This is a genomic window from Microbispora siamensis, from assembly GCF_016863095.1.
GTDB lineage: Bacteria > Actinomycetota > Actinomycetes > Streptosporangiales > Streptosporangiaceae > Microbispora > Microbispora siamensis.
In genome coordinates, this window is the sequence record NZ_BOOF01000030.1 from 100,557 (window position 1) to 120,984 (window position 20,428).

At 73.6% G+C, this 20,428-nt stretch carries 20 protein-coding genes; 10 read left to right on the plus strand and 10 right to left on the minus strand.

The window, feature by feature from the left end; genetic code table 11:
• Positions 1–17 precede the first annotated feature (17 nt).
• Positions 18–2,282, minus strand: a complete 2,265-nt coding sequence (locus tag Msi02_RS24915; protein ID WP_204050496.1) for a hypothetical protein — start codon at positions 2,280–2,282, stop codon at positions 18–20.
• Positions 2,283–2,567: 285 nt separating this feature from the next.
• Here Msi02_RS24915 and Msi02_RS24920 point away from each other — a divergent pair, with 285 nt between their 5' ends.
• The 5 genes from Msi02_RS24920 to Msi02_RS24940 all read left to right on the plus strand — a co-directional run bounded on the left by Msi02_RS24920 (position 2,568) and on the right by Msi02_RS24940 (position 8,161).
• Complete coding sequence (locus tag Msi02_RS24920) at positions 2,568–3,725, plus strand: glycosyltransferase (RefSeq protein ID WP_239108678.1); 1,158 nt, start codon at positions 2,568–2,570, stop codon at positions 3,723–3,725.
• Positions 3,722–4,666, plus strand: a complete 945-nt coding sequence (locus Msi02_RS24925) for an NAD-dependent epimerase/dehydratase family protein (protein ID WP_204050497.1) — start codon at positions 3,722–3,724, stop codon at positions 4,664–4,666. Before Msi02_RS24920 ends, Msi02_RS24925 begins: the two co-directional genes overlap by 4 nt.
• Before the next feature lie 65 nt (positions 4,667–4,731).
• Entirely contained in the window at positions 4,732–5,730 is a 999-nt protein-coding gene (locus tag Msi02_RS24930; protein ID WP_204050498.1) for an NAD-dependent epimerase/dehydratase family protein, read from the plus strand.
• Entirely contained in the window at positions 5,727–6,755 is a 1,029-nt protein-coding gene (locus Msi02_RS24935; protein ID WP_204050499.1) for a glycosyltransferase family 4 protein, read from the plus strand. Before Msi02_RS24930 ends, Msi02_RS24935 begins: the two co-directional genes overlap by 4 nt.
• Before the next feature lie 5 nt (positions 6,756–6,760).
• Positions 6,761–8,161 (plus strand): tyrosine-protein kinase domain-containing protein, encoded by a 1,401-nt coding sequence (locus Msi02_RS24940; RefSeq protein WP_204050500.1) that lies wholly within the window; start codon positions 6,761–6,763, stop codon positions 8,159–8,161.
• A gap of 82 nt (positions 8,162–8,243) precedes the next feature.
• Here the strand turns inward: Msi02_RS24940 and Msi02_RS24945 are convergent, their stop codons facing one another.
• The 3 genes from Msi02_RS24945 to Msi02_RS24955 form a co-directional block, all read right to left on the minus strand.
• Positions 8,244–8,837: an arsenate reductase/protein-tyrosine-phosphatase family protein gene (locus Msi02_RS24945; RefSeq protein ID WP_204050501.1), complete on the minus strand. Its 594-nt coding sequence runs from the start codon at positions 8,835–8,837 to the stop codon at positions 8,244–8,246.
• A gap of 101 nt (positions 8,838–8,938) precedes the next feature.
• Entirely contained in the window at positions 8,939–10,681 is a 1,743-nt protein-coding gene (locus tag Msi02_RS24950) for a DUF4012 domain-containing protein (protein WP_204050502.1), read from the minus strand.
• A gap of 13 nt (positions 10,682–10,694) precedes the next feature.
• Positions 10,695–11,411 carry a hypothetical protein gene (locus Msi02_RS24955; RefSeq protein ID WP_204050503.1) on the minus strand — a complete coding sequence of 239 codons (717 nt, stop codon included), beginning with the start codon at positions 11,409–11,411 and terminating at the stop codon, positions 10,695–10,697.
• A gap of 268 nt (positions 11,412–11,679) precedes the next feature.
• Between Msi02_RS24955 and Msi02_RS24960 the strand changes: the two genes are divergently transcribed.
• The 3 genes from Msi02_RS24960 (at position 11,680) to Msi02_RS24970 (ending at position 13,222) form a co-directional block, all read left to right on the plus strand.
• Complete coding sequence (locus tag Msi02_RS24960; RefSeq protein WP_204050504.1) at positions 11,680–12,312, plus strand: class E sortase; 633 nt, start codon at positions 11,680–11,682, stop codon at positions 12,310–12,312.
• Positions 12,313–12,328: 16 nt separating this feature from the next.
• Entirely contained in the window at positions 12,329–12,469 is a 141-nt protein-coding gene (locus Msi02_RS24965) for a hypothetical protein (RefSeq protein ID WP_185949321.1), read from the plus strand.
• A gap of 165 nt (positions 12,470–12,634) precedes the next feature.
• Positions 12,635–13,222, plus strand: coding sequence for a snapalysin family zinc-dependent metalloprotease (locus Msi02_RS24970; RefSeq protein WP_204050505.1), 588 nt, complete (start codon positions 12,635–12,637; stop codon positions 13,220–13,222).
• Between the two features lie 62 nt (positions 13,223–13,284).
• On the opposite strand, the gene mshC is transcribed toward Msi02_RS24970, so the two are convergent.
• The 6 genes from mshC to Msi02_RS25000 form a co-directional block, all read right to left on the minus strand.
• The gene (mshC, locus tag Msi02_RS24975) at positions 13,285–14,496 is read right to left on the minus strand and encodes a cysteine--1-D-myo-inosityl 2-amino-2-deoxy-alpha-D-glucopyranoside ligase (RefSeq protein ID WP_204050506.1); all 1,212 of its coding nucleotides are present in this window, start codon (positions 14,494–14,496) and stop codon (positions 13,285–13,287) included.
• Between the two features lie 10 nt (positions 14,497–14,506).
• Positions 14,507–15,271, minus strand: coding sequence for an NRDE family protein (locus tag Msi02_RS24980; protein WP_239108679.1), 765 nt, complete (start codon positions 15,269–15,271; stop codon positions 14,507–14,509).
• Positions 15,272–15,365: 94 nt separating this feature from the next.
• Entirely contained in the window at positions 15,366–16,127 is a 762-nt protein-coding gene (locus tag Msi02_RS24985; RefSeq protein ID WP_204050508.1) for an SCO1664 family protein, read from the minus strand.
• A gap of 57 nt (positions 16,128–16,184) precedes the next feature.
• Positions 16,185–16,751 (minus strand): DUF3090 domain-containing protein, encoded by a 567-nt coding sequence (locus Msi02_RS24990; protein WP_079314930.1) that lies wholly within the window; start codon positions 16,749–16,751, stop codon positions 16,185–16,187.
• 9 nt (positions 16,752–16,760) lie between these two features.
• Positions 16,761–17,462, minus strand: coding sequence for a histidine phosphatase family protein (locus Msi02_RS24995; protein ID WP_079314929.1), 702 nt, complete (start codon positions 17,460–17,462; stop codon positions 16,761–16,763).
• Positions 17,459–18,277 carry an undecaprenyl-diphosphate phosphatase gene (locus Msi02_RS25000; RefSeq protein ID WP_079314928.1) on the minus strand — a complete coding sequence of 273 codons (819 nt, stop codon included), beginning with the start codon at positions 18,275–18,277 and terminating at the stop codon, positions 17,459–17,461. The genes Msi02_RS24995 and Msi02_RS25000 overlap by 4 nt, the downstream gene beginning before the upstream one ends.
• Before the next feature lie 35 nt (positions 18,278–18,312).
• Between Msi02_RS25000 and Msi02_RS25005 the strand changes: the two genes are divergently transcribed.
• On the plus strand, positions 18,313–19,251 hold the full coding sequence (locus Msi02_RS25005; protein WP_079314927.1) for an aldo/keto reductase: 939 nt from the start codon (positions 18,313–18,315) through the stop codon (positions 19,249–19,251).
• Between the two features lie 151 nt (positions 19,252–19,402).
• Positions 19,403–20,422: a hypothetical protein gene (locus tag Msi02_RS25010; RefSeq protein ID WP_204050509.1), complete on the plus strand. Its 1,020-nt coding sequence runs from the start codon at positions 19,403–19,405 to the stop codon at positions 20,420–20,422.
• Positions 20,423–20,428: the final 6 nt, after the last annotated feature.

The following is a 20,428-nucleotide window of genomic DNA, read 5'->3' on the forward strand; positions in this document are numbered from 1 at the left end:
CAACGGCGTCCGGGAATTCACCCGACACGGTAGATCATGTAGTCGCCGGCGCGATATGCGGGCGCGCCCCCGGGATTTCCGCCCAGCCCTTCGAAGACGAGCCAGCGCACGCCGTAACGGTCGCGCAGGCGCCTGCTCGCGGCCGGGGAGGGGGTGAGGAACGCGGCGTCGTTGTCCCGCAGCCGCTCGGGATCCCAGAACGGCATGCTCTGCACCTGCAGACCAGGACGCCAGCGCGCCATGTTCGACGACGTGTACGTCCAGCCCTCGACCAGCACCCGCCGTTCGGCCAGCGCGGCCAGCCAGAGATGACGGCTGTCGCAGGGGTTCCGGTATCCCCACCGGCAGTGAGCGTTCGTCGCGATCAGGTCTCCGGGGTCCGAGTGCGCCCGCAGCCACCGGGCCGCCGCCACGGTCCCGGCGGGGACCGCCTCGGCGGAGGCCCCGGCCCGGTGGGCGGCGGCGCCCGCGCCCCCGCCCCCGCCGTACGGGACGGCCCGCGCGATCCACGCGCCGGGCAGGCCGACGGCGCTGACCATGAAGACCACGAAGGCCCAGACCCGCGCGCGGCCCCATCCCCTGACGAGGAGCACGAGGGCGGCCGACGCGACGGCGACCGCCAGCGCGGCGTACGGCCGGAAGAGGAGGACCTCCGGACGGCCGGGCTCCAGCGGGACCACGACGCCGAAGACGACCCGGAGCAGGACCTCCACCAGCACCCCGGTGCCGACGGCCACCGCCACCGCCGTCTTCGTCAGCCCCGCCCTCGCCCGCACCTCGGACAGCCCGCGGACCGCGACGATCGCCAGGTAGGGGATCGCGCCTGCCAGGAAGTAGATCTGGCTCATCTGGCAGTGCCCGAACACGACCACCGCCCCCAGGCCCGACACCCCCATGCCGGTCAGCAGCAACGGTCCCTGACCCATCGGCGCCCGCGACCGGCGCATCAGCCCGGCGGCCCCGAACCAGACGACCGTCCAGCACAGCGCGTACAGGAGCGCGCCCCCGAGCGGCGCCGTGCCGCTCCCCGGCCGCCCGGTCAGCTCTCCCCACGTGAAGCGCATGAGTGAGAGCGGATCCACGACCATCCCGTTGCGCGCGCCGCCGAACAGCACGAACTGCGCGTAGAGCAGGCACGCCCCGGTCATCGCCGCCGCGCCGAGCAGCGCCGCAGGAAGGCGGCGCCGCCTGACCGCCTCCATCGCGCCCACCGCCGTCAGCCCGGCGGCGAGCAGCGGCAGTTGCGTGGCCTTGGCACCCATGACCCCGACGAGGAAGGCGCCCAGCAGGACCCACCGGCCGACGCCCCCGCGACGTTCCAGAAGATCGGCCACCAGCAGGACGACGGGCGCGAACAGCAGCGCCCCGAACGTCTGCGACGGGCTCGTCCACGACAGGACCCGCCAGGTGAACACCCCTGTGGACGCGCCCAGATACAGGCTCGGGGCCGCGACGAAGAACGTGCCGGCGAGGGCGGCGAGCGCTCCGGCCCGGGAACCGGTGACGCGCCGCGCGATCATCGTGAGCAGGACGACGAGCGCGGCGAGCACGGGGAGCATGCCGAGGCGGAACAGCAGCACCACCGGCTCGATCCCGGTCACCCAGCTCGCCGCCGCGAAGTGCGCGTACACGAACCAGTGGTAGAGCAGCGGCTCGCCCGCGACCATGGGCACGGTGGGCGGCATGTGGTGCTTCAGCTCGCCTATCAGCGCCAGGTGGTACGGCAGGTCGACGTTGGCGGCCGCCATGAGCGGCCAGGTGAGCGCCGCCTGCCGGTAGAAGGTGACCGCGCTCCAGGCGACCAGGACCACGACGGCGAGCGACAGCGCCCACGACCACCACAGCGGCGCGCGCGTCCTCGGCGCGTGTGACACGCGACGGCGCAGCCGCGCGGACACGGCGACGGCCGCGTAGGTGGCGGCCGGCCACGCCAGGACGAGCAGCGGCGCCCCGGCGGCCCGGGCGGCGGCGTAGACGACGACCTCGGCGACGTAGCCGAGCGCGACGCCCAGCGCGATCTCCTCGGCCAGCGTGCGGCGGCCCCGATAAAGGGCACGCACCAGCAGCGTCCCCGGCAGCGCCACGCAGGCGATGAGATAGGCCGCGAAGACGAGCAGGTCCCGCGCGGACACTCCGTAGAACACCGCCACGCCTGCCGTGAACACGGTCGCCGTCGCCGCCGGCAGCCATCTGCCGAGACGACCCGGCCTTCCGTCGCGCTCCCGGAGAGGGGCGGTGTCCCCCGCCCGTGGCAGCAGTGTGGCGGGCGCTGTCTTGGCCATGGGGGCAAGCCTGACGAGCACGGGCGCGACGCCGGGGCCACGGCGCGGGCGGCCGGTGGACTCCTTGCCACTCTTTTGTACAGGCCCCCGGTTCGGACCGTCGCTTTACTTTTCCGTCGAAGCGCCCCCGAGGTCCTCGATCATGCCTCGGTAGGGAATGCGAAAAGGCTTCGCCGCCGCCGTGACGGTGTCGGCGGAAAGCTCAAATCGCGGGTTAGCTTCTCCGACGTGAACAGGCTCATCACCGAAGAGCCCGTGGTGAGACCGGACGGCCGAATTCGGGTCATGGAAATCATCGCGCGCATGAACATAGGCGGCCCGGCGACCCAGATCCTGGGGCTGTGCGAACGGCTGAACACCGAGGAGTTCGACCACCGCCTCTACACCGGGCAGGTCGAGGAGACCGAGGGCGACCGGCTCAGCGAGACGGCGGCGCGGGTGCACCGCGTCCCCGGCCTGGGCCGCTCGATCCGGCCCGGCGACGACTGCCGCGCGCTGCTGCGACTGGCCGCGGAGATGCGCGCCTTCCGGCCGCACATCGTGCACACCCGCACGGCCAAGGCGGGCGCGCTCGGCCGGGTGGCCGCCCGCCTCGCCCGGGCCGGCTCGGCCTGGGGTGGGGGGCGAACCGTGCACGTCTTCCACGGGCATCTGCTGAACGGCTACTTCTCGCCGGCCAAGCGCCGCCTCTACGTGTGGGCGGAGCGGCGGCTGGCCACCATGACCGACCGGCTGGTGACGGTGGGCGCCAACGTGCGCGACGACCTCCTCGCGGCCGGGATCGGCCGGCCCGGGCAGTACGTCGTGATCCCGCCGGGTGTACGGCTGGGCCGGGTGCCCGGCCGGGAGGCCGCCCGCGCGGAGCTCGGCCTTCCCCCGGACGCGCCGGTCGTCGCCTTCGTCGGCCGGCTGACCGGGGTGAAGCGGCCCGACCGGTTCCTCGCGGTGGCGCGGGCCGTGCTCTCCCGCCTGCCCGCCTGCCGGTTCGTCGTCTGCGGCGGCGGCGAGCTCACGGACGAGGTGGAGCGGGCCGCCGCCGCCGCACCGGGCGCCTTCCACCTGCTGGGGTGGCGGGCGGACGTCGAGGCCGTCTACGCGGCGGCCGACGTCGTCCTGCTCACCTCCGACAACGAGGGCACGCCGCTGACGTTGATCGAGGCCGGCATGGCAGGCACTCCCGTCGTCGCCACCCGCGTGGGCAGCGTCGAGGAGGTCGTCCAGCACGGGGACACCGGCCTGCTGGCCGCCCCGGACGCGGACGAGCTGGCCGAGCACGTCTTCCGGCTGCTGACCGACCCGATGCTCGCCCGCCGCATGGGCGAGTCCGCCCGCCGCTGGACGACGGAGTCCTTCGCGGTCGAGCGCCTGGTGGCCGACACCGAGGCGCTCTACCGGTCGCTGTACGCCGCGTCCAGCCCGTCGTTCCCAAGGAGCATCGCATGAGAGTCCTCGTCACCGGAGGCGCCGGGTTCATCGGCGCCAACCTCTGCCGGACGCTGACCACCCGGGCCGAGGTCGAGAGCGTCACCGTGCTGGACGACCTGAGCAGCGGGGACGCGGCCAACCTCGCCGACGTCGGGGCGGATCTCGTGACCGGAAGCATCCTCGACCGGGACCTGCTGGCCGAGCTCGTGCCCCGCGCGACGCACGTGATCCACCTCGCCGCGCGGCCCTCGGTGCCCCGGTCGGTGAAGGACCCGCTCGCCTCGCACGCCGTCAACGCGACGGGGACGCTGCACGTGCTCGAGGCGTGCCGGGCCACCCGCCCGCACGTGATCCTGGCGTCGTCCTCCTCGGTGTACGGCGACAGCACCGAGGCGTACAAGCACGAGGACCTGCCGGCCCGGCCGCTGAGCCCGTACGGCGCGAGCAAGCTCGCCACCGAGGCGTACGCGCTGGCGTACGCCGCCAGCTACGGCCTGCCGGTGCTGCCGTTCCGGTTCTTCAACGTGTACGGCCCGCTCCAGCCGGCCGGGCACGCGTACGCCGCGGTGATCCCGGCGTTCGTCGGCGCCGCACTGGCGGGGCGGCCGGTCCCGATCCACGGCGACGGGCGGCAGGCGCGTGACTTCACCTACGTGGGCTCGGTGGTGGACGTCATCGCCGACGCCGCCGTCCGCCGGGTCACCGGCGCCACGCCCGTCAACCTGGCCTTCGGCACGCGCGTGTCACTGCTCCAGCTCAAGGACGCCCTGGCCGCCGTCCTCGGCCGGCCGGTCGAGGCGGAGTTCCTGCCGCCCCGCGCGGGCGACATCCGCGAGTCGCAGGCGTCGGCCCGCCTGCTGCTCGACCGGTTCCCGGGAATCCGGCCGGTGCCGCTGGAGGAGGGCCTCCGCCTCACCGTGACCTGGTTCGAGAAGACGTCCGGCGCCTCGGGCGCCTGACCTACCACCTTTGCGCACGAAGTCCTATTGCGATCCTGTCAACCTCCACTTGCTGGGAGAAGGCCTTGACCACGTCAAGCGGGAACACCTATCTGATCACGGGCGGGAGCGGCTTCGTCGGATCCCACCTGACCGATGCCCTGCTCGCCCGCGGCGACTCGGTCGTCGTCCTGGACGACATGTCGACCGGCCGCCCGGCCAACCTCGCACACCACGCGGGCGACCCGCGGCTGCGCGTGGTCCAGGGCTCGGTCCTGGACGAACTCGTGGTGGACGAACTCGTGCACGAGTGCGACGTGGTGGTCCACCTTGCCGCCGCCGTGGGGGTGAAGCTGATCGTCGAACGACCGTTGCGCTCGCTCACCACCAACATCCGCGGTTCCGAGATCGTCATCGGCGCGGCACACCGCTACCGGCGGAAGATCCTGGTGACCAGCACGAGCGAGATCTACGGGAAGAACTCGGCCGGCCCGCTCCCCGAGTGGTCCGACCGGATCCTCGGCAGCCCGGGCGTCGTCCGCTGGGCCTACAGCACGGCGAAGGCGGTGGAGGAGATCCTGGCCAACGCCTACCACGGCGAGCGCGGCCTGCCGACGGTCGTCGTCCGGCTGTTCAACACGGTGGGGCCACGGCAGAGCCCGGCGTACGGCATGGTCATACCCCGGCTCGTCCGGCAGGCGCTGACGGGCGTGCCGCTCACCGTGCACGGGGACGGCACGCAGACCCGCTGCTTCGCGCACGTACGCGACGTCGTGCGGGCCCTTCTCCTGCTGCTGGACGACGAGCGCGCGGTCGGCGGGACGTTCAACGTCGGCTCCAGCGACGAGGTGAGCATCCTGGAGCTGGCCAAGTTGATCGTCGAGCTCACCGGGAGCACGTCCGGCGTCGATCTCGTGCCGTACGCCGAGGCGTACGGCACGGGCTTCGAGGACATGACGCGCCGGGTTCCCGACACCGGCAGGCTGCGCGCGCTGACCGGGTGGACGCCGACCCTGTCGCTGGACGACATCCTGCTGGAGACCATCGCCGACGCCCGCGCCGAACTCGCGGCCCCGGGCCGGTGAACGGCACCACCGCCCTGGTCACCGCGATCAGCGCCTTCGCCGGCTGCGCGGCGGCGACCCCCGTGCTGCGGCGCCTCGCGCTGCGCTGGGGACTCACCGACAGGCCCGGTGGGCACAAGTCGCACCGGCGGCCGACGCCCTACCTGGGCGGGATCGCCATCATGCTGTGCACCGTCGTCCCCCCGGCGGCGCTCGCCGGCGCGGCCGGCCAGCGGATCGCCGGCATCCTCGTCGGCGCCGTGGCCATGGCCCTGCTCGGGCTGATCGACGACGTCGCGCCGCTCCCCCCGCCGACCCGGCTGGCCGTACAGGCGCTGGCGGCGGGGGTGGCCGTGACGAGCGGAGTCGTGGCGCCGGTGACCGGAGCCTGGCCGGACGCGCCGATCACCCTGCTGTGGATCGTCGTGGTGACCAACTCGTTCAACCTGCTCGACAACATGGACGGCGCGCTGGGCGCCGTCACCGTGGTCAGCACCGCGCTCCTGGCCGCCGCCGCCTTCGTGTCCGGGCGCCCGGAGATCGGCCTGCTGCTGGCCGCCCTGTCCCCCGCCGCCCTGGGGTTCCTGCTGTACAACTGGGCGCCGGCGCGGATCTTCATGGGCGACGCCGGTTCGCTGTTCATCGGATTCGTGCTGGCGTCCTCGGCGGCACTGATCATCACCGGCACCGGGACCGGAACGGCGGTCGCGGGCCTGCTCCTGCCGACCTTCGTCGCGACCGTCGACACCGGGATCGTGCTGCTGTCGAGGCGCAGGGCGGGCCGGCCGCTGCTGCAGGGCGGCTCCGACCACCTTTCACACCGGCTGCACCGGCTCGGTCTCGGCAAGCGGCTCACGGCCCTCGCGCTCGCCGCGCTCGCGGCCGCCGCCGGCCTGGTCGACCTGGCGATGACGCTGGGCTGGATCGCGCCGGCCGCGGCGGCGATCGGCGGCGTCGCCGCCGCCTGCGTCGCCGTCGTGCTGCCGCAGCGCGTTCCGGTCTATCCGCCGGCCCGTCCCCGGACCTCTATCCCTGTAAGGGGCTGACACCGATGGAACTGCTCTATTACGCGCGGCTGATGCGCAGATACTGGCCGCTCCTGCTGCTTGCCGTGCTCGCGGGTGTGGGAACCGCCCACGTCGTGACCGTCAACACGCCGCCCAGGTACCTCGCGTCGATCACGATGCTGGTGTCCGCCGACGCCAGGGAGGGCGGACTGTCGACCGCGCTCCAGGCGGGGGCGCTGTCCCAGCAGCGGGTCCAGTCGTACGCCACCCTGCTGACCAGCCGCCAGGTGGTCGGCCGGATCGCCCGCGGGGAGGACGTCGCCGACCTGCAGGCCAGGATCACGGCCGACGCCATCCCCGACACCACGCTGCTGCGGGCCACGGTCGCCGACAGCGTCCCGGTGCGGGCGGCCGCCCGGGCGAACGCGCTGGGCGCCGCGTTCGCCGGGCTGATCGACCGGATCGAGCGGCCCACGCCGAAGAGCCCGCCCACGATCCGGGTCACGGTGGTCGACGAGGCCGAGGTCCCCAAGGAGCCGGTCGCCCCGCAGCCCTTGACCAACATGGCGCTCGGCGCGCTGATCGCGCTGTTCGCGGCCGTCACGGGCCTCGTCCTGCGCGACCGCCTCGACACCACCGTCAAGACCGCCGAGACGCTGCAGCAGGTCGCCAGGAGTTCGATCCTCGGGGTCATCGGTTACGAGCGGGACGCTCGGCGCCATCCGCTGATCCTGCGTGACCAGGGCCGGTCGTCGCGGGCGGAGGCGTTCCGGTCGTTGCGGACGAACCTCCAGTTCATCGGCGTGGACAGGCAGCCCAAGTCGCTCGTCGTGACCAGTTGCCTGCCGGGCGAGGGCAAGTCGTCCACGTCCGCCAACCTCGCGATCACCATGGCCCAGGCGGGCTGGCGGGTGGTCCTGGTCGACGCCGACCTGCGGCGCCCCAGCATCCCCCGCTACCTCGGCATCGAGGGCGGCACCGGCCTCACCGACGTGCTCATCGAGCGGGCGCGGCTGCACGACGTCATCCAGACGTGGGGGCAGCCGGGCCTTTCCGTGCTGCCCAGCGGCCAGATCCCGCCGAACCCCAGCGAGCTGCTCGGCTCGCGGGGCATGCGCGCGGTGCTGGCCCAGCTCACCGAGGAGTACGACATGGTGATCATCGACGCGCCGCCGCTGCTGCCCGTCACCGACGCCGCCGCCCTCGGCGCGATCTGCGACGGCGCGCTGCTCGTCGTGCGGCACGGCAAGACCCGGCGCGAGCAGGTGCTCCGGGCCGGTGAGCTGATGTCGTCGATCAACGCCCGCCTCGTCGGCACCGTGTTGAACTTCGTGCCCGCCAAGCAGGGCTCCTACTACGGCTACGGGTACGGATACGGGTACGACTCGGCGGACCAGGAGGCCGCGTCGCAGACGCCGCAGCCTCAGGCGCCCGTGCCGGTGTAGCGGTACGAAACCACGTGCGTGGGGCCGCGTCGTGTGACGCGGCCCCACGCGTTCGCGCACCGCGGCCAGGCGACCGGCGGGGTCAGGCCGGCGCGTGCGTCAGCAGGCGGATCGGGACGGCGAGCGCATCCGCGATGCGGCGGGCCGCCTCCCGGTAGGCCCTGCGGGAGCCTCCGTAGGGGTCCGCGATGTCGGGCCGCTCCACCCGGACCAGCCCGCGCAGCACTCCGGTCTCCTCCAGCAGGGCCCGCGCCCGGCGTACGGGATCGCCGTGGCCCAGCACCCTGCCGGGCGGAACCGCGCGAGCCAGCGCGCCGAACTCGACGATGGTGAACGCGCGCGCGGCCGTGACGGGATGCAGGGCCACCGCCGCGGCGCGGTGCTCGGACGAGGCCGCCAGCACGAGATCGGCGGCGGCCACCGCCTCGGCGGTGAGCGGGCGTGAGGCGAAGCCCTCGGGATCGCCGCCGAGCCGCAGCAGCACCCCGCACGCCCGCTCGGCCATGGGCAGTCCCGCCCGGGCGTGGGTGCCCGCACTGCCCACGAGGATCGGCGAGCCCGGCCCGAGCGCGGCCAGGGTGAGCCGCTCGGCCATGGCCGACCTGCAGATGTTGCCCGTGCACACGAACAGGATGCGGAAGGTCCCCGAGCCCTCCGGCGGATGCGTACGCTCCATGTGCGGGACGCTAGGCCGAGCCCGGCGCGCCGCCGTTCGCGGCACGCCGGGCTTTTACGGTTCCTGTCGGTTACCCCACTGGTGGTCTCAGGAGGCGCGGCTCAGGAGGGCCCGCAACCCCTGGCGTCGGCCGTCACCAGCGTCCGCTGCGGGCGGACGAGCGGCTGCACCGGGACCACGGGGGCCGCCGCCGAGTACGGTTCGAGCAGGTCGAACTCCAGCGTCCTCGACTGGCCGGGCGCGAACTCCAGCACCTTGGAGTAGACGGGGTGCGACCGCTCGGTCTCCGAGTAGAACGAGATCGGCCGGCCGTCGAGCCGGACCGCCGTCGCCTTCGCCCCGAGCCCGGCGTACAGCGACACCCACAGCACGTTGGAGCCGGGGGCGTGGGGACGCCGCGGGTCGTCGAGCCGGCCGGTGACGTACGCGGGCAGCGGCCCGCGCGGCACGTCGTTGGTCAGCCGGACCCGCACCCGCGAGGTGCGCATCCCGTCCGGGCGGCACGGGCCGAGCTCGTAGGTGAGCGAGCGGTCCAGGTAGTAGTCGAGCTTGGTGCCGGCCGAGTTGTTGACCACCAGCCCGGCGTACGGCTCGCGCCGCTCGGGCAGCACCCCGCCGATCGGGGTCGCCGCGAGACGGCGCTGCTCGTCCTCGGCCCGGCTCCAGACGGTCAGCCGGCGCTCGCTCACCATGCGCGCGAAGGCGGGCAGCAACCGCGTGGGCTCCCCCAGCCGGCCGGTCAGCGCCTCGCTGACCGCGCCGGCGATCCTGATGAGGTACTTCTTGCGCTCCGCGGGGTCCGTGTAGCGGGCGTAGGCCTCCCGCTCCGTCAGATCGACGACGTTGCCGGCCGTCACCGTCTCACCGCCGGGCAGCTTCACCGGCCCGATGGCCCCCAGGATGTAGGAGAGGCCGACCGGGTCGGTCGCGATGGCCCCGTCCAGCTCCTGACCGGTCTGCCGGCGCCACAGCCCGGTCCAGGTGGCCGCGGCGTAGGGGAAGTGCGGGGACAGGTTGGACACCGACAGCGTCGTGGTCGCGCCCCGCCCGTACCGCGAGACGAACCCCTGGCCGAGGTCGACGACGGGCTTCGCGCTCGCCGCCATGCCGGTGTTGGCCGACAGCCGCGCGACGGACACCCCGCCGCCGTCCGCCTTGAGGATGCCGAACGCGCCGACGAGGCCGCCGGTGCCGCGGGCCTCGGCGTTGGTCTCGAACGCGAGGAAGTAGCGGCGGGGACCGTCGCGGCCCAGCATGGGCGGCAGCAGCGCGGCGGCCTCCGCCCCCTGGCTCAGCATGCCGTGCAACCGTCCCGCCTCGCGGATCACGGTGTCGCGCGCCCCGTCCAGGGCCGCCAGCCCCGTCGACGCCGGAGTGCCCATCACGCGGGACCTCGCCGACTCCACGCGGGCGGCGCCGTCGCGCAGCACCGGCGCCATCGCATCGAGGGCGGCCAGCGCGCCCCGCAGGTCCCCCGGCGCCTTGGCGCTCGCGGACAGGAACGGCGTGGCCGTGCGCTCCACCCCGGCGAGCACGTCGGTGATGTCCGCGACGGACGCGGCCAGCCCCCGGGTCGTCGCCGCGCCGTCGCCCACCACCGGAAGGTGGGTGAGCATCGCCCAGTAGGGACCGCCGGTCAGCCGCCGCGCCTCCGCCGCGTGCGCGCGGGCCTCGGCGAGCGTCGCGGCGACGGAGCGGGCCGACCCGATGCCGCCCGGCCGCAGCCGGAGCAGGGCGGCCCGCGTCGCCTCCAGATGGTCGCGCACGCTCAGCCCGAGGTGGGCCGCCCAGCCCCCGGCCAGCACGAGGCCGAGGGCGAGCGACGGCAGGCCGACGACGGCCAACCGGCGATTCCTCCTACTCGGCACCGCTCGACCGGCGGCGTCGCGCGGAGACGAGGGTGCAGCCCAGGGCGACGGCCAGCAGGCCCGCGCCCACGGCGGCCACGCCCGCCGGCGCGCCCGTGAACGGCAGCTGACCGCCGCCCGCCGGGCCGGCCGCTTCCGGTGCGGGACCGCCCCCGCCCATGTTCTCCTCGGGGCCCATGCCGGGCGGCGCCTCCTCCTCGGAGGTCTCATCCTCGGTGGTCTCCTCCTCGGGGACCTCCTCCGACTCCTCCTCGGTGGGCTCGGCCTCCTCGGCGGCCCCCTCGGGCGCTCCCTGGGCGCTCTGCACCGCGTTCTGCACCGGCATGACCCCGCCGGGACCACCCGCGCCCGCGCCGCCGGGGGCGACGATGGGCTGCGCGTTGCCGGTCTTGGTGTCGTTGGTCGTGTAGGCCTGCGGCCAGTTCCAGCCCTGCCAATTCTGCTGCGGCCAGAACCAGCCGTTGTTGTTGCAGTTGTTGCCCTCGCAGACGGTCTGCGGCTCCGTCTGCTCGTTGTTCTGGACGACCGGCCGCACACCCGGATCCACGACGTTCTCCACCTTGATGGGCCTCGGCGGATAGACGCCGTCGCCCGACGGCAGCACGGTGAAGCCGACAGACTGCGCCGCCGCGGCCCCGGGCATCCCGAGGGCCAAGCCGCCGGCGACCGCCGCCGCCAGGAAAATAGGTATTTTGGTTCGCGCCACTTTGAACTCCCGATAACGGCCGCTCAATCAATTGAGCGTTTTGCCCGGATTGCCAGCGAAACTTCGCTGCTCGACTGTTCTATGCGCCCGGCGAAGTGCCGCTCCGTCACGCCGCACGGTGCTTACCGAAGGATCGTCCAGGTTTTCGCTTCGTTGACCGCGGCAGAACAGGCGTGCCAAAGAGTTCACCAACGCCCTCCGTGAGTCCGTCGCCGTAAGGCGCGTGAAGGCCATACTCGGTCGCGTGCGCGGAGAAGACGACGGAGCTGTGAGAGCGGTCACGTGGGTCATCGGCGAGCTGTGCCTGCCCGCGGGGCTCGTCCTGCTGCTGTTCTACGCGTACCTGCTGTGGGGCACCGGCGCGGAAACCGAGCGGGAGCAGCGCGACCTGCAGCGACGGCTCGGCGAGGTCTTCGCCAGGCATGACGCGCATGCGGGCCCGGGCGTGGGTGCGGTGCGGCTCGGCGACGCCCTGGCGCTGCTGCGCATCCCGCGGCTGGGCGCGCACTACCGGTTCGCCGTCGTCGAGGGCGTCGGCCCGGCGGAGCTGCGCAAGGGCCCCGGCCACTTCCCCGGCTCGGCGCTGCCCGGTCAGGTGGGCAACTTCGTGCTCTCCGGGCACCGCACCACCTACGCCGCCCCGTTCAACCGGATCGACCAGCTGCGGCCAGGCGACGACATCGTGGTGGACGCGCGGGACGCCCGCTACACCTACCAGGTGACGCGCAAGGAGGTCGTGGACCCCGGCGACGTCGACGTCGTCGACCCCGTCCCCGGGCACCCCGGGCGGCGGCCGACCACCGCGCTCATGACCATGACCACCTGCCACCCCAAGTTCTCCGCGGCGCAGCGCCTGGTCGTCCAGAGCGTGCTCGTCCGCCGCGAGGAACGCCGAAGCTGAGTGAGGGAGATCGGGCGTGTACAGATTCCTCTGGCGGCGGCTGCCCGGAGGCACCGCGCTCCGGCTGGCCGTCGTGCTGCTGCTGACCGGCGTCGCCGTGGCCGCGCTGTGGTACGTCGTGTTCCCCTGGCTGGCGCCGCGGGTGCCGCTCGGATAGCGAAGCCTCCCATATCACCGAAGTAGGGGAAAACTGGCCTGTCCCCCGCCGTGCCCGCCGAACGTACGTTGGCGGGAGCCCCACCCGAGAATGCGCGTCGACGCTCCCGGTGCGCCTCGCGGTGGTCGTCCCCCGACCGAGGAGACCCCGATGCACATGTCCCCGATGCGAACGGCAAGGGTCGTCCGGACCGTCTCGGCCCTGCTCCTGGGACTGGCCGTGCTGTTCACGGTGTCGCCGGCCCGGGCGGCCGCGCCGGCCGGCGAATCGGCGGCGGCCGCCGTACGCGTGCTGCGGTACGACGCGAGCCGGGCCGCCGAGTTCCGCACCGTGATGGACCAGGCCGCGCAGGTCTGGAACGCCGCCGTCACCAACGTCCGGCTCGTCGCGGGCACGCCCGCCGACTTCGTGGTGCTCGCCGACGACGGCTGGCCCCGCACGAGCGTCACCGGGCTGGGCCGGGGCACCATCTGGATGGGCAGGGAGGCCACCGCCGAGGGCTACTACCCCCTGCGCATCGCCACCCATGAGATCGGCCACATCCTCGGGCTGCCCGACCGGCGCACCGGCCTGTGCACCGACCTGATGTCCGGTCACAGCGCCCCGGTGAGCTGCACCAACGCCAACCCCAGCGCGGCGGAGCGCCGCGCGGTCGAGGCGAACTTCGCCGGCTCCGCCCTCCGCGCCGGCGCGGTGACCACCGGCGTCTTCGTCGACCGCCCGGACGCCCGCGACCTGGTCCCCGCGCCGTAGCGGGTTTCGGGAAGAACGGTCCGAAGGGCGCCCTTCAGAAGGCGCCCTTCAGGGAACGCGCTTCAGAGGGCGACACCGAGGAGCGCGTCGGCGACGTCGCGCACCAGTGCCGGAGCGGAGGCGTCGTCGCCCTCCTCCGCCGCCCAGGCGTCGATCGCCGCGAGCGCTCCCGGGGCGTCGAGGTCGTCGGCGAGGCGCTCGCGCACCGCCGCCAGCACCGGCGCGCCCGCGGGGCCCGCCGGACGCGCCACCGCCGCCCGCCACCGCGCCAGCCTCTCCTCGGCCGCGGCGAGCTGGTCCGGCGTCCACTCCCAGTCCGCGCGGTAGTGGTGCGCCAGCAGGGCCAACCGCACGGCCATGGGGTCGGTCGTCTGCCGCAGCCGGGAGACGAACACGAGGTTGCCCTTGGACTTCGACATCTTCTCGCCGTCCAGGCCGACCATGCCCGCGTGGACGTACGCCCGCGCGAACGGCCACTCGCCGGTGGCCACGTGGCCCTCGCAGGCGCCCATCTCGTGGTGGGGGAAGATCAGGTCCGAGCCGCCGCCGGCGACGTCGAAGCCGCTGCCCAGGTTGCGCAGGGCGATGGCGGTGCACTCGATGTGCCAGCCGGGCCTGCCGCGGCCGAACGGCGACTCCCAGGACGGCTCTCCCGGCCGTTCCGCCCGCCACAGCAGCCAGTCGAGCGGATGGCGCTTGCCCTCCCTGCCGGGGTCGCCCCCGCGCTCGCCGAACAGCTCCAGCATGGTCTCCTCGGAGTAGCCGGAGACCGCGCCGAACTTGGGCGCCGAGGCGACCGAGAAGTAGACGTCCCCGTCGATCTCGTACGTGGCCCCCCGCTCGGCCAGCCGGGTGATCAGTTCGGCGATCTCCCCGATGGTCTCGGTGACCCCGACGTACTCGCGGGGCGGCAGGATGCGCAGCGCCTCCATGTCGGAGCGGAACAGCTCGATCTCGCGCTCGCCGAGTGACCGCCAGTCGGTTCCGGTCGCCTCGGCCCGCTCGAGCAGGGGGTCGTCCACGTCGGTGGCGTTCTGGGTGTAGTGCACGTCGTGGCCGGCGTCCCGCCACACCCGGTTGACCAGGTCGAAGGCGAGGTAGGTGTTGGCGTGCCCGAGATGGGTGGCGTCGTACGGCGTGATGCCGCAGACGTAGAGCCGGGCCTCGCCGGAGGGGGCCGTCTCCCGCACCTCACGGGCGGCGGTGTCGTGCAGACGAAGCACAGGGCCCGAACCGGGCAGCCGGGGGACATTCGGAGCAGACCACGATCGCATGGTGTGAAGCCTATCCGCGCGGCCGGCGGACCCGGTCAGCCGGTGTGCTCCACGAGGTGTCGATCTCGTGCCAGGTGGCGGGGTCGTCGGGCTGGGGGCAGAAGTCGTAGCGCAGCCCCTCCTCCGCGAGGGCGACCAGCGTGACCGAGAGGCTGGCGAAGACCCGCCCGTCCGGCAGCCGCCGCCGCATGACCAGCGCCCGGGGATCGTCCCAGGGCACCCCGGCACCCGACGCGGGATCGAGCCACTCCCCCCAGAACCGCTCGGACGAGCCGCCCGTGGTCCACCCGGGCCGGACGGCGCGGGCGAAGCGGGGGCGGAACCAGGCGGTGCGCGGCCGGCTCTCGCCGCGGTCCCAGCCCGAGTTCACGATCACGTGCACGCCCTCGGGCAGCTTCTCCTCGGCCAGGCTCTCGCCGTTCCAGCTCCACAGCCGTACGCCGTCGAGCCCGCCGAGGACGAGATGGAAAGGGTCGTACCAGGACAGGTCGAGCGCAGGCAGTTCCCCCGCGGCGGCGGCGAGGAGCGGCAGTTCGCCGCGTGAGTGGCGCCGGCCCGCCGGGGCCGCCACGCCCTCGCCGTTGAGCAGCGCGGCCACGCGCCGCCCGGCGGGGTCGGCGGCCAGCCAGGTGCCGCCCGCCTCCAGGTCGCGGCCTCCGATCAGGTCCGGGTACGCGGGCCAGTGCCGGTCCGGGGACATCCACGGCCGCGTGACGAACTCGTCACGCACTCCCACCAGGAGCACCGGCGCGCCGGCCTCCGGCTCGACGCTCACGATGACCGTACACAATGCGTGTTCCCTCCAATATCGGTAGAGACCCCTGCAGAGTGCACAATTCGCACGTTTTGCGCAAGCCTGTCTGCGGTGATCAAATCGGGGGCCACGGAATCGCCGGCCAGTCCTCGGACGGGTGCGGGTGGACACCGGTGGCCAGCAGCCTCTTGACCCGCTCCCACGTGGCCTCCACCTCGGACTGGGTGAGCAGCTCGCGCAGGCGCCGGCCGAGACGTCCCCGCTCGATCTCGCGCTCCAGCCGCACCAGCACGTTGACCGCCTCGCGCGGAAGCGTCTTGCCGCGCCACTGCCACAGCACGGTGCGCAGCTTGTCCTCCACCGCGAAGCAGACCCCGTGGTCGACCCCGTACACGTGCCCGTCGGGCAGCGGCAGCAGGTGGCCGCCCTTGCGGTCGGCGTTGTTCACCACGGCGTCGAACACGGCCATGCGGCGCAGGGCGGGGTTGCGGCTGCGCATCAGGGCCATCAGGTCGGTCTCGGGATCGGCGTCGATCCACAGTTGCACCATCCCCGGGCCGAAGGGGCCGTCCCGGTAGACGGTCGGCGGCACGATGCGCCATCCGGTGACCGCCGCCACCTCGTAGGCGGCCACCTCGCGGGCCGCGAGCGTGCCGTCGGGGAAGTCCCACAGGGGGCGCTCCCCGCGCACCGGCTTGTACACGCACGCCGCCGCGTGCTCGCCGTTCCTGATGGAGCAGTAGAGCGTCATGTTCGTGGCCTCGACGAGTCGTCCGGCCACTTCTAAGGTGCCCTCCCGCAGCAGGCGCATGGCCGCCGCGTCGTCCAGCCCCGGCCCGTCCACGTCGCTGATGCTCGCCTCGTCCTCGGCCGTCATCCGGTTCCTCGCCCGCGCGGCGCACGGCCGCCCTTCCACCCGTTCACAGCGCGCCTCTCATGCCGACAATCCCCCGGGATGGTGGCCGTTGAGGCGGACGCAGATGTGACCCTCGGGGTCGAGGGGCCGGCCGCACAGCGGGCACGGGGGGCGCCCCGCGGCGACCACCTCCAGCGCCCGGCGGCTGAAGGCGCGGGCGGCGGCGGCGCTGATCCGCACCCTGAGGACGGCGGGCTCGGGCCGGTCGTCCAGCGGCGGCTCGTCCTCCTCGTCGCCCTCGGTGGCCTCCTGCGCCTCGATGATCACCTGGGCGGTCTCGGGATCCCAGGCGAGCGCCATCGTGCCCACCCGGAAGTCCTCGTCGATCGGCAGGTCGAGCGGGCCCTCGTCGGCCAGCTCAGCGGGGGCCATGGCCGGGACCGGCGCGCGCCCGCCGCTGCGCCGCAGCACCTCGTCGAGCAGCTCGTCGAGGCGGTCGGCGAGCACGGCGACCTGGAACTTCTCGAGCGCCACCGTGGTGATCCTGCCCTGGCCGCGTGCCTGCAGGAAGAAGGCTCGTGCGCCCGGTTGCCCCACGGCACCGGCCACGAACCTGTCAGGCGGATCGTAGTCGAAGACCGGCATAGCCCGACCTTATGTGGTCCCGGGTCCACCGCCGACGGCGGCATCGCTTCCGGTGATGGTTTCTCCCCCGTCTTCGTCCTCCGACACCTCCGGCGGGGGCACCAGGTTGGCCACTCCCCCGCCCACGTCGTTCGCCCTGAGCAGGAAGGGACGCAAGGGGGTGTAGCGGATCACCGTGACGGACGCGGGATCGGCCGTGATCCGCTGGAACTGGTCCAGGTGCAGGCCCAGCGCGTCGGCCACGATCGCCTTGATCACGTCCCCGTGGCTGCACACCAGGTAGGTGGCCTTCTCACCGAGGCGCTCGTTCCAGTCGCGTACGGCCCGCACGGCCCGGTTCTGCACCTCCGCCAGGGCCTCGCCGCCGGGGAACACCGCGGCGCTGGGGTGGGCCTGCACCACCCGCCACAGCGGCTCCTGGGCGAGCTCCTTCAGCGGCCTGCCCGTCCAGTCGCCGTAGCCGCACTCGCCGAACCTGTCGTCGGTCTGCACCGAGACGGGGCGGCCCTGCGCGATGGCCGCGGCGGTCTCCTGGCACCGCTCCAGCGGGCTGGACACGATGGCGTCCAGTTCCAGGGGCGCGAGCCGTTCCGCCACCGCGCGCGCCTGCTCCCTGCCGCGCTCGTCGAGGTGGACCCCCGGGGTCCAGCCCGCCAGCACCGGGCCGGTCATCGCGGTGAGGCCGTGCCGTACGAGGAGGACGGTCGTCATGACTGCACCACCCCGAGAGCCAGCAGCGTGAGGAGGAACGTCCCGGCGAAGACCCGGTAGACGACGAAGACGATGGTCGAGTGGCGCGCCACGTAACGCAGCAGCCAGGCGATCGAGGCGTATCCGACGACGAACGACACGACGGTCGCGATCAGGGTCGGCGCGACCGGCGGGCCGCCGCCGTCGCCGACGTGCCGCAGCTCGAACAGCCCCGAGAGGATCACCGCCGGGATCGACAGCAGGAAGGAGTAGCGGGCGGCCGCCTCGCGCGTGTACCCGAGGAACAACGCGCCGGTCATCGTGGAGCCCGAGCGGGAGGCGCCGGGGATCAGCGGCAGCATCTGCCAGGCGCCGACGATCAGGCCGTCGCGCATGGTGAGGTCGGCGACCTCCTTCTTCTTGCGCCCCATCTGGTCGGCCACGAGCAGCAGCAGGCCGAAGACGATGAGCATGGCCGCGTTCAGCCACAGGTTGCGGGCCGGGCCCTCGATCGCGTCCTTGAACAGCAGGCCGGCGACGCCGATCGGGATCGTGCCCAGGCCGATGTACCACCCCATGCGCGCGTCGAGGTCGCCGCGCAGCTCCGGCGTCCACAGGCTGCGCAGCCAGGTCCAGGTGATCCGGACGATGTCCCGCCAGAAGTAGATGAGCACCGCGAGCATGGTGCCGAGCTGGATCACCGCGGTGAACGCGGCGCCGGGGTCGCCCCATCCGGCCAGCTTGGGCACGATCAGCAGGTGGGCCGAGCTGGAGATGGGCAGGAACTCGGTGAGACCCTGCACGAGCCCGAGCACGATCGCCTGTAGTACGTCCATGGTGCGGACAGCCTATCGGCTAGTCTGTCCGCACCATGGACCAGCGACTAGTCGGGCGCAGCGGTCTGTCGGTGTCCAGGATCGGGCTCGGCACGATGACCTGGGCCCGCGACACCTCCGCCGAGGAGGCGACGGCGCAGCTCACCGCCTTCGCCGAGGCCGGCGGCACGCTGATCGACACCGCCGACGTGTACGGCGGCGGCGACGCCGAGCGCCTGATCGGCCGGCTCATCCGCGACGTGGTGCCGCGCTCGGAGCTGGTCATCGCCACCAAGGCCGTGCTCACCCCCGGCGGCGAGCGCGACGCCTCCCGCCGTCACCTCATCCGCGCGCTCGACGCCTCCCTGGCCCGGCTCGGGCTGGAGGAGGTCGACCTGTGGCAGCTCCACGCGTTCGACCCCCGGGTGCCGCTGGAGGAGACGCTCGCCGCCGTCGACTTCGCCGTCTCCACCGGGCGCACGGCCTACGCGGGCGTGTGCAACTACACGGGCTGGCAGCTCGCGGCCGCCGCCACGTGGCAGCGGTGCGGCGACTCGCGGGCCCCGATCGTCGCGGCGCAGGTGGAGTACTCCCTGCTGGCCAGGGACGCCGAGGAGGAACTGCTGCCCGCCGCCGGGCACGTGGGCGCCGGGGTCCTCGCCTGGTCCCCGCTGGGACGCGGCGTGCTGACCGGCAAGTACCGCACCGGCATCCCCGCGGACTCCCGCGCCGCCACCCCGCACTTCGCCGAGTTCGTCCGGCCGTATCTGGACGAACGGTGCCGCAGCATCGTGGAGTCGGTGACCACGGCGGCCGAGGGGCTCGGCGTGTCGCCGCTCTCCGTGGCGCTCGCCTGGGTGCGCGACCGCCCGGGCGTGTCGTCGGCGATCGTCGGCGCGCGCACCCACGCGCAGCTCCTCGGCGTGTTGCAGGCCGAGAAGCTGACGCTGCCGTGGGAGATCCGCGAGGCTCTGGACGACGTCTCCGACCCCTGATCGCCGCGCCGCGCCCGCGAGGCGAACGAGAATCGCCTTCACGTATCACACATCGATACCGAACTGCAACTTTCTACTGCATAACCCCGCGCTCTGGCGAAGAGTGGCGGGTATGTCGGGGGATGGACCAGAGCACTGCGGAAGGGGACACATGGGGATCGTAGGCAAGGCCTCCGCGATCTCCGCCGGGGCTCTCACGATCACCCTGGCCGGAGGACTCCCTCTCGCCGCATCCCCGGCACAGGCGCTCGACTGCACGGGAGGCGGCGGCCTGGTCTCGGGCATCACCGGCGGCGTCTGCTCCCTGGTGGACGGTGTGGGCCGCCTTGCGGACGGCGTCACCGACGTCGCGGACAAGGCCACCGGCGGAGTGACGGCACCGGTCACGAAGGCCGTGGACGACACGCTGAAGACGACCACCGGAGCCGCGGGCACGGCGGTGAACGACGTCGGCAAGGCGGTCGACAAGGCCGGCCAGACGCTGACCGGGGCGGCGGACACCGCGGCCGGCGCCACCGGCGGAGCGGTGAGCGGAGCGACCGGAGCGGCGGGCGGAGCGGTCGGAGCGGCGACGGGAGCGGTGACGGGCGGCGACGGAGCCGCGCACAGCCCCGCCCCCAGCGTGCAGAAGCTCACCGACGGGCTGACCCGCGCCGTCCAGGACACCTGCCTGCCCCTGGTCGCCGGCGAGGACTGCGCGTCCCAGGAGCACCGCGAGAGCGGGGAGGGCGCGCAGGGCAGCGGGAAGACGCGGCCGGCCGGCAAGAAGCCGGCGCGGCCGAAGGCGTCCATGACGCCCGAGGGCACCCTCGCGCCCGAGCCGTACCGGCCGCGTCTCGTCGCGGCGCTGGACGACACGCCGCGGACGGACCGAGCGTCGAGGGTGGACCCCGACGAGGACGGCGTGATCCCCCTCCTGTGGCCCGGGCAGAAGATGCCCGAGCTGCCCGAACTACGCGGCGACCCGGCGGGCGCGCGCGCTCGGGCCCACCGGTCCTACGACACGGCGGGGACGGCCCTCACCGCGGCGCTGCTGCTCTCGGCGCTGCTCGCCACCCGCGTGGTCTCAGCCCGGCGGGCGCGTGCCGGGCAGCAGGAGCCGCACGAGTCGATCCCCTTCGAGGGCGGCATGCGACTGCCCGGCAAGGCGGGGCGCCACCGGCTCGCCTGAGGGCGG

Bases quoted from the DNA above. Each gene is read 5' to 3' on its own strand.
- Msi02_RS24915 (WP_204050496.1), bottom strand. From the start codon at position 2,282: ATGGCCAAGACAGCGCCCGCCACACTGCTGCCACGGGCGGGGGACACC.
- Msi02_RS24920 (WP_239108678.1), top strand. From the start codon at position 2,568: ATGGAAATCATCGCGCGCATGAACATAGGCGGCCCGGCGACCCAGATC.
- Msi02_RS24925 (WP_204050497.1), top strand. From the start codon at position 3,722: ATGAGAGTCCTCGTCACCGGAGGCGCCGGGTTCATCGGCGCCAACCTC.
- Msi02_RS24940 (WP_204050500.1), top strand. From the start codon at position 6,761: ATGGAACTGCTCTATTACGCGCGGCTGATGCGCAGATACTGGCCGCTC.
- Msi02_RS24945 (WP_204050501.1), bottom strand. From the start codon at position 8,837: ATGGAGCGTACGCATCCGCCGGAGGGCTCGGGGACCTTCCGCATCCTG.
- Msi02_RS24970 (WP_204050505.1), top strand. From the start codon at position 12,635: ATGCGAACGGCAAGGGTCGTCCGGACCGTCTCGGCCCTGCTCCTGGGA.
- mshC (WP_204050506.1), bottom strand. From the start codon at position 14,496: ATGCGATCGTGGTCTGCTCCGAATGTCCCCCGGCTGCCCGGTTCGGGC.
- Msi02_RS24985 (WP_204050508.1), bottom strand. From the start codon at position 16,127: ATGACGGCCGAGGACGAGGCGAGCATCAGCGACGTGGACGGGCCGGGG.
- Msi02_RS24990 (WP_079314930.1), bottom strand. From the start codon at position 16,751: ATGCCGGTCTTCGACTACGATCCGCCTGACAGGTTCGTGGCCGGTGCC.
- Msi02_RS24995 (WP_079314929.1), bottom strand. From the start codon at position 17,462: ATGACGACCGTCCTCCTCGTACGGCACGGCCTCACCGCGATGACCGGC.
- Msi02_RS25000 (WP_079314928.1), bottom strand. From the start codon at position 18,277: ATGGACGTACTACAGGCGATCGTGCTCGGGCTCGTGCAGGGTCTCACC.
- Msi02_RS25005 (WP_079314927.1), top strand. From the start codon at position 18,313: ATGGACCAGCGACTAGTCGGGCGCAGCGGTCTGTCGGTGTCCAGGATC.
- Msi02_RS25010 (WP_204050509.1), top strand. From the start codon at position 19,403: ATGGGGATCGTAGGCAAGGCCTCCGCGATCTCCGCCGGGGCTCTCACG.